This is a genomic window from Comamonas aquatica NBRC 14918, from assembly GCF_000739875.1.
In the GTDB taxonomy this organism is placed as follows: domain Bacteria; phylum Pseudomonadota; class Gammaproteobacteria; order Burkholderiales; family Burkholderiaceae_C; genus Comamonas; species Comamonas aquatica.
This window is the reverse complement of sequence record NZ_BBJR01000055.1, coordinates 1-15,852: the sequence shown is the minus strand read 5'-3', so window position 1 is coordinate 15,852 and position 15,852 is coordinate 1. Positions and strand designations below refer to the sequence as shown.

The window sequence follows — 15,852 nt, the reverse complement described above, 5'->3', positions numbered from 1 at the left end:
TGAGAACACCGCCTGTGCCGCCCCTCGGCCTAGGCCCACCAGGCCCCAGTGTCCGCACGGCCTGCAATCCGCGTGTCTGTTGTGATGGAAACGCTTGTTGGCCGCGCAGAGAGTGCCGCTCCCGCGGCACGCTCCGCTTCAGCATTGGCTGAAATCGGGCTTGCGCTTTTCCATGAACGCGGTGAAGGCTTCGCGGGCCGCGGGTTCGGTCAGCATGCGGCCAAAGCTCTGGCCTTCCTCGGCCATCTGGGCCTTGATCTCGGCGCGCTGGCCGGCTTTCATCAGGCGCTTGGTCGCCATCAGCGCCGACAGCGGCTTGGCCGCCAGCTTGGCCGCCTGGGCCTGGGCCACACCGTTGACTTCGGTGGGCGGCACCACGCGGTTGACCAGGCCGGCTTCCAGGGCCGCTTCGGCCATGAAGGGCTCGCCCAGCAGCAGCGCCTCGGCCGCGCGCTGGTAGCCCATCAGGCGGGGCAGCAGCAGGCTGGAGGCGGCTTCGGGGCACAGACCCAGGTTCACGAAGGGCATGGAGAAGGCCGCGTTGTCGCCCGCATAGACCAGGTCGCAGTGCAGCAGCATGGTGGTGCCAATGCCCACGGCGGGGCCGGCCACGGCCGCGATCAGCGGCTTGGGGAAGTCGGCCAGCGCGTGCAAGAACTGGAACACCGGGCTTTGCTCGGGCAGGCCCTGGCCACCCTGGCGTGCCAGGAAGTCACCGATGTCGTTGCCCGCGCTGAACACGGTGGCATCCCCCTGGAGCACGACCACGCGCACGGCCTCGTCGGTGGCGGCGCTGGTCAGCGCCTCGGCCATGCGGCTGTACATGGCCTGGGTGATGGAGTTCTTCTTGTCCACGCGGTTGAGCGTGATGGTGCGCACACCGGCTTCGGTGTGCACCAGGATGTCGGGGGAGGCGGTCGTGGTCATGAAATTTCCTGCAAAAAAACCAAGCAGCACCAGGCCAGGCTGCGCCCCACCCGCGGTCTTGCGGGCCGGTGGCGCAACCGGCGCCAGTCACTCCTTGTAGTAAACGATTTGGTGGCTGGTGGCCAGCAGCACGCCCTCGCTGTCCCACAGCTGGGCGGTCTGGTCGAAAAAGCCGTTGCGAAAGGCCTGGGCGCTGGCCTGCGCCAGCAGGTGCTTGTCGCCCTGGCGTGCCAGTTGTGCGGCATCGGCGTGGAAATAGATGGTCATCCCCACGGTGCCGGCCGGCACCCGGCGCGCACGGCGCAGCCAGACGCGAGGATAAAACACATCGCACAGCGCCGACAGCGCCACGAAGTCCAGCGGACGCGGTGGATCGTCGCGCACCCACAGCTGGGACAGGCTTTCATGGCCGCTGTCATCCCAGGTCTTGGGGATCGCGCCCTGCACCACGCGCATGTCGTAGCGCTGCAGCCATTCCATGGCGCCGCGCGTGTCGAAGCGTTCGCAACGCATCGGGTCCGGCATGGCGGGGCGCGGCAGGTCGTCCACGCTGAAGGTGTCGCGGCGCACGGCCGTGATCACCGTGGCCGTGGTGCTGACCACGAAGGCCCCTTGCGCATCGCGCTGGCCCATGGACACGGTCCAGTGCTGGGTCGAGCGGTTGGTGCGCACGGGCACGGCCTCGATGCGGACATCGCCCGCCTCCACCGGCCCGGCAAAATTCACGGTGATGGACAGCGGGTCGCCCAGCCGTTCGGGGTGCTGCAGCACGGCCTGCAGCATCTGCGCGACGGTGATGCCGCCATACGGCCCCACCATGTTCCAGTACGCAGCCGGTGCCACACCGCGCGCGCTGCCGTCGTGTTCGGGAATCAGTCTGAGAGCCATATCCAGGGGGTGGACGCCGGGTGTGGCGCCCGGCTCAGGGGCTTGCGGGGTGTTCATAGCATGCGGTCTCCGAGAAAAGCTCACCTTGTCCGGGCTGTGGCGAGCCCGCACCAGGGTCCATCTTAGTGACTGTAGAGCGCCGCTCCGGATATGGCTGACCCCTAGGCGTCATGGCCTGCGCACGGTCGCGCCAACGCTCCAGCACCGCCAGCGCGCGTGGCCACAGCGCGCCCTCCATCTCGGCACGGAAAAAACCGAAATGCCCGATGCGCCCGGCCGGCACGTGCACGGCATGCAGGCGCTCCACGCGCGACGGGCAATGGCGGTACCAGCTGACCAGGGAGGTGGTCGAGCGCCAGGACATCATCTCGTCGTCGTCGATCGAAAAAGCATGCAGCGGATAGCGCGCCGCGGCATAGGCCGTGCGCAGCGGTTCGCCCACCACCCCGATGCCATAGTTGGGGTGCAGGCACCACTGGCGCCACTGCCACAGCACACCGGCGGGCAGATCCCCCACCAGGCCCCAGCGCCGCCCCGGCAGGCAGCCATGCAGCGCCGTGAGCAACGGCGCAATGCCGTACCACCACAGCAAGACCTTGCGCCGCGTGGGCGGTGCGTTGTCACGCCAGTAACCGCTGCCGCTGGCCACGCACAGCATGCCGTCGATGGGCAGGGCCTGCGCGCTCATGCCCGGCAACTGGGCGCCCACGCTGTGCCCCCCCCACAGCACCGGCAGGCCGGGGGCCTGGGCGCGCACATGCTGGGCCACGGCGGCGCAGTCGGCCGCCCAGTCGCGCAAATCGGCGCGGGCCTGGCGCAACGGGCCATGCAGGGACTCGGCATGCCCTCGGTAGTCGAAGGTGGTGACGGCATAGCCATGGGCCGCCAGCCACTGCGCAAACGCAGCGTAAAAACGCTGCGGCACGCCAATCGCAGCCGCGATCACCACCTGGGCACAGACCGCCTGGCTGACAGGCTGGCACTGGCGCAGGGCCAACGGCCCTGCGGTGCCCGGCACCTCGAGCGTGCCGGCCTGCCAGCGCACCTCCACACCCGGGTTGGCTGCGCGCGCCTGCGTCATGGGCTCAGACGCGCTCGATGATGCCGGCCGCGCCCTGGCCGGTGCCCACGCACATGGTCACCATGCCGTACTTCAGGTTGTGGCGGCGCAGCGCGTGCACCACGGTCGCGGCGCGGATGGCACCGGTGGCCCCCAGCGGGTGGCCCAGGGCGATGGCACCACCCATGGGGTTGACCTTGGCGGGGTCCAGGCCCAGGGTGTTGATCACCGCCAGCGACTGGGCGGCAAAGGCCTCGTTCAGCTCGAACCAGCCGATGTCCTGGTGGTTGATGCCGGCGTAGCGCAGGGCTGCGGGAATGGCTTCGATGGGGCCGATACCCATGATTTCCGGCGGCACACCGCGGGCGGCAAAGCTGACAAAGCGGGCCAGCGGGGTCAGGCCGAACTGCTTGACCGCCTTTTCGCTGGCCAGGATCAGCGCGCCGGCGCCGTCGCTGGTCTGCGAGCTGTTGCCCGCCGTCACGCTGCCACGCGCGGCAAACACCGGGCGCAGCTTGCCCAGGGCTTCGAGCGTGGTGTCGGGGCGCGGGCCTTCGTCCAGGTGCACGGTGCGGGTCCGGGTGCTGACTTCGCCGGTGGCCAGGTTGGGGAAACGGTCGACGATCTCGATGGGCGTGATTTCATCGGTGAACTCGCCCGCCTGCTGGGCCTTGACGGCGCGCAGGTGCGACTCCAGCGCGAAGGCGTCTTGCTGCTCGCGGCTCACCTTCCACTGCTGGGCCACCTTCTCGGCGGTCAGCCCCATGCCGTAGGCGATGCCCACGTTCTCGTCACGGGCGAACACCTCGGGGTTGAACGAGGGCTTGTTGCCGCCCATGGGCACCATGCTCATGGACTCGGCGCCCCCGGCGATCAGCACATCGGCCTCGCCCACCCGGATGCGGTCGGCCGCCATCTGGATGGCGGTGATGCCCGAGGCGCAGAAACGGTTCACCGTCACGCCGCCGATGGGATGGTCGAACGCCAGGCCCACGGCGATGCGCGCCATGTTCATGCCCTGCTCGCCCTCGGGGAAGGAGCAGCCGATGATGGCGTCCTCGATGGCCTTGGGGTCCAGCGTGGGCACCTGGGCCATGGCGGCACGGATGCTGGCCACCAGCAAATCGTCGGGGCGGGTGTTCTTGAAATAGCCCCGGCCCGAGCGGCCGATGGGCGTGCGCGTGGCGGCAACGATGTAGGCGTCTTGTACTTGTTTCATGTTGGATCTTTCAGTGATGCGGTTGAAAGACACTGCGTTCGCGGCTGAGGAAGCGTCGCGAGCGGCCGGCAGGCAAGGCGGACGGAGCGCAACCACCGCAACATACTTGCTGTACGTGAGGATGGTGAGCACCGCCCAACGCGGCATGCAGGACGCGCAGTAGCTTCATCAGTTGCGAACCGGCTTGCCGGTGTTGAGCATGCCCAGGATGCGTTCGTGCGTCTTGGGCTGGCCGATCAGGTGGCAGAACACCTTGCGCTCCAGCTTGAGCAGGTACTCCTCGGTCACCAGCGAGCCGGCATCCACCTCGCCGCCGCAGACCACTTCCGCGATCATGGCGGCGATCTTGAAGTCGTAGGCGCTGATGAAGCCGCCGTCGCGCATGTTCACCAACTGGGCCTTGATGGTGGCCAGGCCGCTGCGGCCCGCCACGGGGAAGGGGCGCTGCAGCGGGGAGCGCCAGCCACCGGCGGCCATGCTGCGGGCCTCGTTGATGGCAGTGAACAGCACCTCGTCCTTGTGCGGCACGATCAGGTCGCTGTCCAGCAGGTAGCCCAGCTTGCGCGACTCGATGGCGCTGGTGCCCACCTTGGCCATGGCGGCTGCAGTGAAACCTTCGGTCAGGAAGGGCAGCACGTCCTTGCCGGTGGAGCTGGCCATGTTCTCGGCCGCACGGCGGGCGATGTAGGTCAGGCCGCCGGCGCCGGGCACCAGGCCCACCCCCACTTCCACCAGGCCGATGTAGCTTTCCATGTGGGCCACGCGGCGCGCGCTGTAGACGGCCAGCTCGCAACCGCCGCCCAGCGCCATGCCGTGGATGGCAGCCACCACCGGCACCTGCGCATAGCGGATGCGCAGCATCAGGTTCTGCAGCTCGCTTTCGATGCTGTCGATGGCATCGGCACCGCCGACCACAAAGGCCGGCATGGTGGCTTCCAGGTCGGCGCCCACGCTGAACGGGGCATCGCCGGACCAGATCACCATGCCCTGGAAGTCGCTTTCGGCCGTGTCCACGGCCTCCATCAGGCCTTCCATGACTTCGGGGCTGATGGCGTGCATCTTGTTCTTGATGCTGGCGATCAGGATCTCGCCATCCAGCGTCCAGGTGCGCAGCGCCTTGGATTCGAACACCGTGGTGCCGGCCGTCTTCCAGTCGGGCAGGTTGTCCTCGCCCAACAGTTTTTCAGGGAAAAGCTGTCTTTCGTAGACGGGCAGGACGCGGCGCGCTACAAACTTCTGCAGCGCCGGGCTCCACGAACCCTGGGCCGTGTGCACGCCACCGGCCTCGGCCACGGGGCCTTCGAACACCCACTTCGGCAGGGGCGCCTTGCACAGCGCCTTGCCGGCGTCGATGTCCTCCTGGATCATCTGCGCCACCTCCAGCCAGCCGGCTTCTTGCCACAGCTCGAACGGGCCCTGCTTCATGCCAAAGCCCCAGCGCATGGCCTGGTCCACGTCTCGCGCGGACTCGGCAATCGTGGCCAGGTGCAGGGCGGCGTAATGGAAGCTGTTGCGCAGGATGGCCCACAGGAACTGGCCGGGTGCGCCTTCGGCATTGCGCAGCAGGCGCAGGCGTTCGGCCGCAGGCTTCTTGAGCATGCGCGCATACACCTCGTCGGCCTTGCCGCCGGCGGGGATGTAGTCCTCGCTGTCCAGCTCGAACTGCAGGATGTCGCGGCCCACCTTCTTGAAGAAGCCGGCCTTGGTCTTCTGGCCCAGGCGGCCCAGTTCGATCAGCTTGGCCAGCACGGGCGGCGTGCCAAAGCTGCCGTAGAACGGGTCGGTCTCCAGGCTCAGGTTGTCCTGCAGCGTCTTGATGACGTGGGCCATGGTGTCCAGGCCCACCACGTCGGCGGTGCGGAAGGTGCCGCTGGAGGCCCGGCCCAGCTTCTTGCCGGTCAGGTCGTCCACCACGTCGTAGGTCAGGCCGAAGTTCTCGACCTCCTTCATGGTCGACAGCATGCCGGCGATGCCGATGCGGTTGGCGATGAAGTTGGGGGTGTCCTTGGCGCGCACCACGCCCTTGCCCAGGCCGCTGGTGACAAAGGCTTCCAGCTGGTCCAGCACCTGGGGTTCGGTGGTGGGGGTGGCAATCAGCTCCACCAGCGGCATGTAGCGCGGTGGGTTGAAGAAGTGGATGCCGCAAAAACGCGGCTGGATGGCTTCGGGCAGTGCCTCGGACAGCTTGGTGATGCTCAGGCCCGAGGTGTTGGATGCCACCAGCGCGTGCTTGGCCACAAACGGCGCAATCTTGGTGTACAGGTCCAGCTTCCAGTCCATGCGCTCGGCAATCGCCTCGATCACCAGGTCGCACTGCTTGAGCAGCTTCAGGTGCTCTTCGTAATTGGCGGCCTGGATCAGGTCGGCATCCTCGGCCACACCGATGGGCGAGGGCTTGAGCTTTTTCAGGTTGGCGATGGCACGCTCGGCAATGCCGCTCTTGGGGCCTTCCTTGGCGGGCAGGTCAAACAGGATGACCGGCACCTTCACGTTGACCAGATGGGCGGCAATCTGCGCGCCCATCACACCGGCACCCAGCACGGCGACTTTCTTCACATTGAATCGGGACATGGGATGGTTTCCATGGAATGCTGCCCAGACGCCCGCATGGCGCCCCACCAGGATGGCGCCATGCGGGCAGGGCCAGCAAGGTTGTTCGTTACTGCACACGCACCCAGGTCTGGGTACGGCCAAAGGGACCGATGGAGCCACGCACTTCCAGCTTGCTGCCGCCCTCCACCGGCGTCAGGCGCAGGGTGTAGGTCTTGCCGTTTTCAGGGTCGAGGATCTTGCCGTCCTCCCAGACGGTCTTGCCCTCGGCCTGCTTGGCGCCGCGGATGATCTCCAGACCCACGATGGACTTGCCCTTGCGGTCGTCCGTGCACTTGTCGCACACGGCCAGGGGATCGGCGCCCTCGCGCAGGACGCGCTCGACCTGGCCGGTCAGCACCCCACCGTGGTCGCTGATGCGCACCTGCGATTTGGGTGCGCCGGTCTTGTCGTCCAGGCTCTTCCACACCCCCACGGGGGTCATCTGCGCCATCGCGGGTGCACCGAGCACTACGAAAAACAGAGCTGCCAACGCTTGCTTCATAAGAATCTCCGTCTCAAAGGCTTCTACATTCAAGGAAATGCGTGCGCTAGCCGCTACTTAAGCAAGAGCAGCATCCGAGTCCATCAGCACCTTGCTGCCCGCACGGGCGGTGCGCATCAGGGTGGCGGTCTCGGGGAACAGCTTGGCGAAGTAAAAGCGCGCCACCTGCAACTTGGCGGTGTAGAACGGATCGGTGCTGCCGGCGGCGATGGCGCGCAGCGACACCTGGGCCATGCGGGCAAACAGGTAGCCGAACACCAGGTGGCCGGCCACGCGCAGGTAGTCCACGGATGCCGCGCCCACTTCGTCGGGGTTCTGCATGCCCTTGAAGCCGATCTCGGTGGTGAACTTGGTCATCTGGTCGCCCAGCATGGCGATGGGGTTGATGAATTCGGCCATCTTTTCGTTGACGCCTTCTTCTTCCACCAGCTGCGCCACCAGCTTGCCGAACTTCTTCAGCGTGGCGCCCTGGTTGCCCAGCACCTTGCGGCCCAGCAGGTCCAGCGCCTGCACGCCGTTCGTGCCCTCATAGATCATGTTGATGCGGTTGTCGCGCACGAACTGCTCCATGCCCCACTCTTTGATAAAGCCGTGGCCACCAAACACCTGCTGGCTTTGCGTGGTGGCGATCCAGCCGTTGTCGGTCAAGAAGGCCTTGACGATGGGGGTCAGCAGAGCCACCAGGTCGGCGCTGTCGCTGCGCACTTTCTCATCGGGGTGGTTCAGTTCCTTGTCGATCAGCAGCGCGCAGAAGGTCGACAGCGCGCGGCCACCTTCGGCATAGGCCTTGGCCGTCAGCAGCATGCGGCGCACATCGGGGTGGACGATGATGGGGTCGGCGGGCTTGTCCTTGGCCTTGGTGCCGGACAGGCTGCGCATCTGCAGACGGTCTTTGGCATAGGCCAGGGCGTTCTGGAACGCCACTTCGGTCAGGCCCAGGGACTGGTTGCCCACCCCCAGGCGGGCCGCGTTCATCATCACGAACATGGCCTGCAGGCCCTTGTGGGGCTGGCCTACCAGCTCGCCCACGGCGTCTTCCATCACGATCTGGGCGGTGGCGTTGGACTTGATGCCCATCTTGTGCTCCAGCCCGCCGCAGTAGATGCCGTTGCGCGCACCCAGGCTGCCGTCGGCATTCACCAGGTACTTGGGCACCACGAACAGACTGATGCCCTTGGAGCCGGCCGGTGCGTCCGGCAGGCGCGCCAACACCAGGTGGACGATGTTGTCGGTGAAGTCGTGCTCACCGGCGGAGATGAAGATCTTGTTGCCGGTGATCTTATAGGTGCCGTCGGCCTGGGGCTCAGCCTTGGTACGCAGCAGGCCCAGGTCGGTGCCGCAGTGGGGTTCGGTCAGGCACATGGTGCCGGTCCACTCGCCACTGGTCAGCTTGGGCAGGTACTTGGCCTTCAATGCCGGGGCGCCATGGGCGTGCAGGGCTTCATAGGCGCCATGCGACAGGCCGGGGTACATGGTCCAGGCCTGGTTGGCGCTGTTGAGCATTTCGTACAGCGCCGAGTTCACCACGAACGGCAGGCCCTGGCCGCCATACTCGGGGTCGCACGACAGTGCGGGCCAGCCGCCCTCGACAAACTGCTGGTAGGCCTCCTTGTAGCCCTTGGGGGTGGTGACCTCGTGCGTGGTCTTGTCCAGCTGGCAGCCCTCTTCGTCGCCGCTGATGTTCAGCGGGAAGGTGACGTTGGCGGCGAACTTGCCGGCCTCTTCCAGCACGGCATTGATGGTGTCGGCATCCACCTCGGCATGCTTGGGCATGGGCCTTGAATTCTTCTTCGATCTTGAACACTTCATGCATCAGAAATTGCATGTCGCGCAGAGGCGGGGTGTAGCTGGGCATGGTTGTCTCCTGTAAATCAGCAATCAAGGGGGTGGGGAGGCGGTCTCAGTTCTTTGCCGAGGCCGGGGCGCCATAGCGCCACAGGATGTTGTCGAAACCGGTCAGGGCACGCTGCATGGCGCCCGGGCTGCGCAGGAAGCGCGCTTCGTAGTGCAGCACCAGGATCAGGGCATGGATCTCGGACAGGATCTGGTTCTCGTCGGCATCGGGCCGCAGGTCGTCCAGTTCCTTGCACTGGTTGATGGTGCGGCGCATGGCGGCGTGCCAGATGCTGACCGACTCCACCAGCGCGTTGCGCACGGGGCCGATGTTGTCGTGGAACTCGATCGCGCCGCTGATATAGATGCAGCCAGAGTCCAGCTCGATGGTGGTGCGCTTCATCCAGTGGTCGAACAGGGCGCGCAGACGGGGCAGCCCGCGCTCGGCCTGCAGCGCGGGATAGAACACCTCCTGCTCGAAGCGGTGGTGGTACTCGCGGATCACGGAAATCTGCAGCTCTTCGCGCGAACCGAAATGGGCAAACACACCGGATTTGCTCATCTGCGTGGCTTCGGCCAGGCCACCGATCGACAGGCTTTCCAGCCCGTTGTGCATGGCCAGTTGCAGGGCCACATCCACGATGTGGGCCTTGGTCTGCAGGTCTTTGGGAGAAATGCGGTGCCCGGCTGCCGCGCCGCGCGGTTTACGATCGGCGGTCGGGCTGCTGGGGACGGCGGGGAAAATGTGTGGGGTCGAGGGCATGCATCACCAATAAAAACGAACGTTCGTTCTTTTTTGAATCGTAAAAACTTCCTCGGGCTTTGAGCATAGGTGCAAACCCTTGCGCCCCCGATTTAGTCGTGCAGCCGCCGACCCGGCATAAAAAAGGGCGACTGTGCAGTCGCCCTGGTGTTCGGTGGTCGTGTGGCCCGCTCAAATCAGCATTGCCAGGCTGGCATCCAGGTGCTCGGTGGGCTGGCGGCGGAAGCCGGTGCGCACATAGCGCTGCAGGCGCCCCTGCACGAAAGACATCAGCACACTGGCGGCCACCTGGGCATCCACCGTCGGGGTGCTGGAGCCCAGCGCGCCAGCCGCCGGGCGCAGACACTGGCGCAACGTGGATTCGATGCGGTCAAAGAACTGGTTCATGCGTGCCTGCAGGCGGTCGTGTTCCAGCAGCAGGGCGTCGCCCACCAGCACGCGCACCATGCCGGGATTGCGCTCAGCAAACTGCAGCAGCAGGGCCACGATGCGGGCCGCACGGCGGGCGCCGTCCTCGGGGGTGCACTCCAGGGGTTCGCCTTCACGGCCAGCGACTTGCTGCACCAGGCCAAACACGGTTTGCTCGATGAAGTCGATCAGCCCCTCGAACATCTGCGCCTTGCTGGCGAAATGGCGATACAGGGCCGCTTCGCTGACGGAGAGGTTGGCGGCCAGGGCCGCCGTGGTGATGCGATCGCTGCCAGGCTTCTCCAGCATGGCGGCCAGTGCCTGAAGAATCTGCTCGCGACGCTCGCCCGGTTTGGGGCGTTTACGCGTGCGGGGCTGCTCCTCCAATGTGGCGTTAGCAACGACAGTCTCGGCTGTTTCGGTCGGAGGGGTCAGAACTTCAGATACGGACATAAGGCAGACAAATCAACAGGTAAATCGATTCATTCTCTCACAGACATATGCAGAAGTAACCGTTTGTCCGGCCAACAAAATCCGCCGCCATCACTCGCCAAACATCAGGGTCACCCGCATGCCACGGCCCAGGGCACCGGGAGCAAACAGCAAGTGCGCACCATGGCCCTGGGCGATTTCCTGGGCAATCGCCAGGCCCAATCCCGTGCCTTCCACCGTGGTGCCAGGCCCTCGGTAAAAGCGGTGCGTCAGGCGTGCGTACTCACCCACGGACACGCCGGGGCCATCGTCCTCCACCTCCACATACACCCGGATCTGTCGCTGCGGCGACAGCCTACGGCCGCAGCGCAAGGTGACCCGCCCGCCCTGCGGGGTGTACTTGACGGCGTTGTCCAGCACATTCGCGATCAACTCGCGCAACAGCCATTCGTAGCCGGTGACATGCGCCGCCTCGGCCTCCAGCCCCAGGTCCAGCTGCTTGGCCAGGGCGTCATCCAGGAAGGACTCCAGCACGGTCTCGCACAGGTTCTTGATGTCCACGCGCTGCGTGCCCGCCGCCTGCCCCAATGAGCTTTCGACCCGCGACAATGCCAGCAACTGGTTGGCCAACTGCGTGGTGCGGCGCGAGGCCTGGCGCAGGCGTTCGACCTGGGTCACAGGCAGGTGGATGCTCTTGTCCGGGGCCGTCTGCGCCATCAGCGCCCAAGCTTCGACCTGCGACTGCAATGCGGCCAGCGGCGTGCGCAACTGGTGCGCCGCATCGGCGATGAAGCGCTGCTGGGCATCGCTTTCTTCGTTCGCACGCGCGAACAGGCGGTTCAGCGCCTCGGCCATGACCTGCACGTCCGCCGGCGTGTGTGGCGCAATCGGGATGGGCCGCAGGTCCTTGGGCGAGCGGGCCTGCACCGTCTGCGCCAGCAGCACCCAGGGCATCAGGGCCTTGCGCGCCGCCATGTGGGCCATCACGCCCAGCAACAGCAGCATCAGCAAGGCCGGCAGCACCGCCAGCCCGATCTCGGCCAGATCGGGCGACTGCTCCGGCGACCGGGCAATCTGCGCCGCCACGCTGTAGCCCAGCCACACGGCCGCCAGCACCAGTCCCAGCACCGGCAACAACATGGGCAGAAGCAATGCCAACAGACGCTTGTGGACCGGCAAAGACATGGCCTTATCAAAAAAGTGAGCGCGTTGCGCAGCGATGCTGAGCACTTCTCACTACAAACTATCAGTATTGTTCACTGTAGCTGCGCAGCAAGCTATCAAAAATCAAGCAGCTTCGGTTTCCTGCGTCTGCACATCCAGCCGGTAGCCAAAGCCGCGGATGGAGCGCAACGCCACCCCGTAGGGCTCCAGCTTGGCACGCAGGCGCGAGACATAGACCTCGACCGCATTCGGTGTGATCTCCTTGTCCCAGCCGGTCAAGGCCTGCAGCAGCTTTTCCTTGCTGGCCGGCTTGGGCGCATGGATCAGCAGGTACTCCAGCACCGTCCATTCGCGCGGGCCCAGGTCGATGGAATGCAGCTCCCCCTCGCCCTCGAGTCCGCCCAGCCGGGCCCCGGCACTGCGTGCCGCCGTGTCCAGCACCAGCGGCCCAAAGCTCAGCACGGCGGAGTTCGCCGCCTGCGAGCGGCGCAACAAGGCGCGCAGCCGCGCCAGCAACTCGGGCAGCTCATAGGGCTTGACCATGTAGTCGTCCGCCCCCAGGTCCAGGCCGCGCACCCGGTCGTGCAAGGCATCGCGCGCCGTCAGCATCAGCACCGGCATGCCAGTGCAGGCCATGCCTTTGCCACGCATGCGGTGCAGCAACTCCAGCCCATCCATGCCAGGCAGTCCGATGTCCAGGATGGCGATATCGAACGACTCGTGCTCCAGCACGTCCAGCGCACGCTCGGCGCTGCTGACCCAATCCACCGCATAGCCCGCATCGGTCAGGCCCAGCTTGATCCCGCTGGCCACCATCAAATCGTCTTCCACCAACAACAACCGCATCAGATGTCCCCTTTGTATGCGCTTCTTGGTCTGCAGAGCGCTCCATGGCTTGGCGCGACGCCTCGGCCCCGCTCCACCGGTCTATGCTGAAATATTAGAAGCTTTTCCGAGCCCCCTCGGCATGCGCTCCCTCCGTTCGCCCATAAAAAAAACGCCGAGACTGTCAACAATCTCGGCGTTGGGGTGTCGCGCGCTCAGTGGCTGCGGATCATGGTGCCATAGGCCTGGTCCGTCAGGATCTCCAGCAGCATGGCATGCGGCACACGGCCGTCGATGATGTGCACGGCGTTCACGCCCGCCTTGGCGGCATCCAGCGCACCGCTGATCTTGGGCAGCATGCCGCCCGAGATGGTGCCATCGGCAAACAGCCCGTCGATCTCACGCGCGGTCAGATCGGTCAGCAGGTTGCCGCCCTTGTCCAGCACACCGGGGGTGTTGGTCAGCAGCACCAGCTTTTCGGCCTGCAGCACCGTCGCCAGCTTGCTGGCCACCACGTCGGCATTGATGTTGTAGCTCTCGTTCTCTTCGCCAAAGCCGATGGGGCTGATCACGGGAATGAAGGCATCGTCCTGTAGCGCGCGCACCACGCTGGGGTCGATCGCCACGATATCACCCACCTGCCCCACATCGTGCTCAATCGAAGGATCCTTGTTGTCGAGCATCTTCAGCTTCTTGGCACGGATCAGGCCGCCGTCGCGCCCGGTCAGCCCCACGGCCTTCCCGCCCGCCTGGTGGATCAGGCCCACGATGTCCTGCTGCACCTCGCCGGCCAGCACCCACTCCACCACTTCCATGGTCTCCGCGTCGGTCACGCGCATGCCCTGGATGAACTCACCCTTCTTGCCCAATCGGTTCAATGCGGTCTCAATCTGCGGCCCCCCGCCATGCACCACCACCGGGTTGATCCCCACCAACTTCAAGAGCACCACATCTTCCGCAAAGTCCGCCTGCAGCGCAGGATCGGTCATGGCGTTGCCACCATACTTGATGACCATGGTCTTGCCATGAAACTTGCGGATGTAGGGCAGCGCCTGCGCCAGAATCTCTGCTTTGTCGCGGGGGGTGATGTGGGAAAGGGTTGTCATGGTCATCTACCAGCAGTACATGGGACAATAAGGTCAAACAAACTTCGCATTGTGCCCCAGTCCACGCTGGCGCACACATAGCTACGCCCCCACATGTTTTTCAGCCACTTTTCCCCGCTAGAGCTGGCACGCCTTGATGCACTCATTGCCGCCATCGCCTCTTTCCTCACCTGTCTATTACTCGTCGGCACCAAGAAGTGGCACGGTGCCTTCTCCATGGACTCCAGCACCGGCGTGCAAAAGTTCCACACTGCCCCCACCCCGCGCATTGCAGGCATTGCTCTGGTAGTGGGTGTGCTGGCAGGCTATGCCTTCTCCAGCCACAGCCCAGCCGCTGCAGAAAAGCGTCAAATCCTCAGCGCCATTCTCATGGCAGGCATGCCAGCCTTTATCTTTGGCCTGCTGGAAGACATCACCAAAAAAGTCTCCGTCAAAACCCGCCTGCTGGCCACCATGGCCTCTGGCCTGCTGGGCTGGGGCATTACAGGCGTGTCGCTCACCAGCGTAGATATCTGGGGTGTGGACTGGCTGCTGGGCTTTACTGCCATATCCGTACTCTTTACCGCCTTTGCCGTGGGCGGCGTAGCCAATGCCATCAATATCATTGACGGCTTTAATGGCCTGACCGCCGGTGTCGCCCTCATCATGCTCGCCGCCTTTGGCCTGATTGCACGTGAAGTCGGCGATATTCCCCTGGCCTTTACCTGCCTGATTATTGCTGGCGCAGTACTAGGCTTTTTTCTGGTGAACTGGCCCTTCGGCAAAATTTTTCTGGGCGATGGTGGCGCGTATTTTCTTGGCTTTACGCTGGCCTGGATTGCCATTTTGCTGCCAGCACGCAATGCACAGGTGTCGCCTTGGGCCAGCTTGCTGATTTGTTCCTACCCGATTATTGAAGTTGGCTTTAGCTTTGTACGCAAATCACTGCGTGAAGGCTATCACCCCAGCCAGCCTGATGGCGTTCACTTGCATATGCTGGCCAATAAGCGCTGGGCACGCAAGTTGTTTGGAGAACTTTCCAAAACACTGCAAAACGGTTTCACCTCGCCTTTTCTGTGGCTGTATGCAGCCATTCCCTGTACTGCAGCGGTGTTTAGCTATCAGTACACATGGCTGTGTGCTGTGCTGCTGGTTGCTAGCATTTTGGTGTATCTGGCTATGTATAGTAAGTTGGCGTTTTTTAGGTGGGTGCCAAAGAAATGAAAATTTGCCTGATCGGTACTGTAGCCAGCAGCACGCTGAACTTTAGAAAAACATTTATTGAACTCCTGATCCAAGAAGGTCATGAGGTATATGTCTTTGCCACAGATTACAGCGAAAAAACTTCTGCAGCCATTACAGCGCTTGGCGCAGAACCTGTCAGCTACCAGCTCAATCGAGGCGGGCTAAACCCTTTTGCTGATATAAAAAGCACTATACAACTCAAAAATAAAATCAAGGCAATTTCTCCTGATATTGTTTTTTCTTATTTTGCAAAACCTGTCATTTTTGGCACACTTGCTGCCAAGCTCGCCAAATTGCCACGCATTGTAGGCATGCTGGAAGGCTTGGGCTATGCCTTTACCCCAGAGCCACCGCACAAAAAAGAAAGCTTCAAGAAAAAACTGGTTCGAGCGGTACAGATTTTCTTGTACAAAATATCTTTCAGATATCTGGATAGAATCATTTTTCTCAACCCAGATGACCCTGTTGACCTGCTTGAAAAGCACAAAATTAAAGTCAAAGATGTGCAAATTCTGGGTGGCATTGGTGTTGACCTGGAAAAATTCAAACCGACCCCTCCCTCTCTCGACCCCATACGCTTCTTGTTTATTGGTCGCTTGCTGGCAGAAAAAGGCATCTTTGAGTTTCTTAAAGCCGCTGAAATTGTCAAACAACAGCATCCAGAAGTTGAATTTATTGTCTTGGGCGCTATTGACAAAGACAATCCCAGCAGCCTCTCGCAAAATGACCTGGACTACTACAAACAAGCCAATATCATCACCCACCCTGGCCATGTCGACAATGTGCAGGCGTGGATTGAAAAGTCCAGTGTTTTTGTCCTACCGTCTTATCGTGAAGGTGTACCCTGCAGCACACAAGAGGCAATGGCATGTGGAAGAGCGGTGATTACTAGGGATGTGCCGGGGTGTA

Annotated in this window: 13 protein-coding genes and 1 pseudogene; 2 read left to right on the top strand and 12 right to left on the bottom strand. The window is 63.6% G+C overall.

The window, feature by feature from the left end:
- Positions 1–138: 138 nt before the first annotated feature.
- From CA2_RS13200 to argB, 12 genes and pseudogenes are all read right to left on the bottom strand, one after another.
- Positions 139–927 carry an enoyl-CoA hydratase gene (locus tag CA2_RS13200; RefSeq protein ID WP_042418062.1) on the bottom strand — a complete coding sequence of 263 codons (789 nt, stop codon included), beginning with the start codon at positions 925–927 and terminating at the stop codon, positions 139–141.
- Positions 928–1,014: 87 nt separating this feature from the next.
- Positions 1,015–1,872 (bottom strand): acyl-CoA thioesterase, encoded by an 858-nt coding sequence (locus CA2_RS13195; protein WP_042418059.1) that lies wholly within the window; start codon positions 1,870–1,872, stop codon positions 1,015–1,017.
- Positions 1,850–2,896: an alpha/beta hydrolase family protein gene (locus tag CA2_RS13190; protein ID WP_081889005.1), complete on the bottom strand. Its 1,047-nt coding sequence runs from the start codon at positions 2,894–2,896 to the stop codon at positions 1,850–1,852. Before CA2_RS13190 ends, CA2_RS13195 begins: the two co-directional genes overlap by 23 nt.
- Positions 2,897–2,900: 4 nt before the next feature.
- Positions 2,901–4,094, bottom strand: a complete 1,194-nt coding sequence (locus CA2_RS13185) for an acetyl-CoA C-acyltransferase (protein WP_042418057.1) — start codon at positions 4,092–4,094, stop codon at positions 2,901–2,903.
- Positions 4,095–4,262: 168 nt separating this feature from the next.
- Positions 4,263–6,665 (bottom strand): 3-hydroxyacyl-CoA dehydrogenase/enoyl-CoA hydratase family protein, encoded by a 2,403-nt coding sequence (locus CA2_RS13180; protein WP_042418053.1) that lies wholly within the window; start codon positions 6,663–6,665, stop codon positions 4,263–4,265.
- Between the two features lie 88 nt (positions 6,666–6,753).
- Positions 6,754–7,188 (bottom strand): DUF2147 domain-containing protein, encoded by a 435-nt coding sequence (locus CA2_RS13175; RefSeq protein WP_042418048.1) that lies wholly within the window; start codon positions 7,186–7,188, stop codon positions 6,754–6,756.
- Between the two features lie 57 nt (positions 7,189–7,245).
- A pseudogene (locus CA2_RS13170) lies at positions 7,246–9,043 on the bottom strand (acyl-CoA dehydrogenase C-terminal domain-containing protein).
- A 45-nt stretch (positions 9,044–9,088) separates the two neighbouring features.
- Entirely contained in the window at positions 9,089–9,784 is a 696-nt protein-coding gene (locus tag CA2_RS13165; protein WP_081889004.1) for a TetR/AcrR family transcriptional regulator, read from the bottom strand.
- Between the two features lie 171 nt (positions 9,785–9,955).
- Positions 9,956–10,645 (bottom strand): nucleoid occlusion factor SlmA, encoded by a 690-nt coding sequence (gene slmA, locus CA2_RS13160; RefSeq protein ID WP_042418046.1) that lies wholly within the window; start codon positions 10,643–10,645, stop codon positions 9,956–9,958.
- A gap of 90 nt (positions 10,646–10,735) precedes the next feature.
- Positions 10,736–11,764 (bottom strand): ATP-binding protein, encoded by a 1,029-nt coding sequence (locus CA2_RS13155; protein ID WP_052369941.1) that lies wholly within the window; start codon positions 11,762–11,764, stop codon positions 10,736–10,738.
- Between the two features lie 147 nt (positions 11,765–11,911).
- A complete protein-coding gene (locus CA2_RS13150; RefSeq protein WP_042418042.1) occupies positions 11,912–12,634 on the bottom strand; it encodes a response regulator transcription factor in 723 nt (240 codons plus the stop codon).
- Positions 12,635–12,828: 194 nt separating this feature from the next.
- Complete coding sequence (gene argB, locus CA2_RS13145; protein WP_174435617.1) at positions 12,829–13,719, bottom strand: acetylglutamate kinase; 891 nt, start codon at positions 13,717–13,719, stop codon at positions 12,829–12,831.
- A gap of 93 nt (positions 13,720–13,812) precedes the next feature.
- Between argB and CA2_RS13140 the strand changes: the two genes are divergently transcribed.
- Together CA2_RS13140 and CA2_RS17660 are read left to right on the top strand one after the other, a co-directional pair.
- Positions 13,813–14,922 (top strand): MraY family glycosyltransferase, encoded by a 1,110-nt coding sequence (locus CA2_RS13140; RefSeq protein ID WP_042418035.1) that lies wholly within the window; start codon positions 13,813–13,815, stop codon positions 14,920–14,922.
- Positions 14,904–15,852, top strand: a 949-nt coding sequence (locus tag CA2_RS17660) for a glycosyltransferase family 4 protein (protein ID WP_217997638.1), incomplete at its 3' end; no start/stop codon positions are given. The genes CA2_RS13140 and CA2_RS17660, both read left to right, overlap by 19 nt.

Coding starts and splice junctions, on each gene's coding strand:
- CA2_RS13200 (WP_042418062.1), bottom strand. CDS start 927: ATGACCACGACCGCCTCCCCCGACATCCTGGTGCACACCGAAGCCGGT.
- CA2_RS13195 (WP_042418059.1), bottom strand. CDS start 1,872: ATGAACACCCCGCAAGCCCCTGAGCCGGGCGCCACACCCGGCGTCCAC.
- CA2_RS13190 (WP_081889005.1), bottom strand. CDS start 2,896: ATGACGCAGGCGCGCGCAGCCAACCCGGGTGTGGAGGTGCGCTGGCAG.
- CA2_RS13185 (WP_042418057.1), bottom strand. CDS start 4,094: ATGAAACAAGTACAAGACGCCTACATCGTTGCCGCCACGCGCACGCCC.
- CA2_RS13180 (WP_042418053.1), bottom strand. CDS start 6,665: ATGTCCCGATTCAATGTGAAGAAAGTCGCCGTGCTGGGTGCCGGTGTG.
- CA2_RS13175 (WP_042418048.1), bottom strand. CDS start 7,188: ATGAAGCAAGCGTTGGCAGCTCTGTTTTTCGTAGTGCTCGGTGCACCC.
- CA2_RS13165 (WP_081889004.1), bottom strand. CDS start 9,784: ATGCCCTCGACCCCACACATTTTCCCCGCCGTCCCCAGCAGCCCGACC.
- slmA (WP_042418046.1), bottom strand. CDS start 10,645: ATGTCCGTATCTGAAGTTCTGACCCCTCCGACCGAAACAGCCGAGACT.
- CA2_RS13155 (WP_052369941.1), bottom strand. CDS start 11,764: ATGTTGTTGCCGGTGCTGGGACTGGTGCTGGCGGCCGTGTGGCTGGGC.
- CA2_RS13150 (WP_042418042.1), bottom strand. CDS start 12,634: ATGCGGTTGTTGTTGGTGGAAGACGATTTGATGGTGGCCAGCGGGATC.
- argB (WP_174435617.1), bottom strand. CDS start 13,719: ATGACAACCCTTTCCCACATCACCCCCCGCGACAAAGCAGAGATTCTG.
- CA2_RS13140 (WP_042418035.1), top strand. CDS start 13,813: ATGTTTTTCAGCCACTTTTCCCCGCTAGAGCTGGCACGCCTTGATGCA.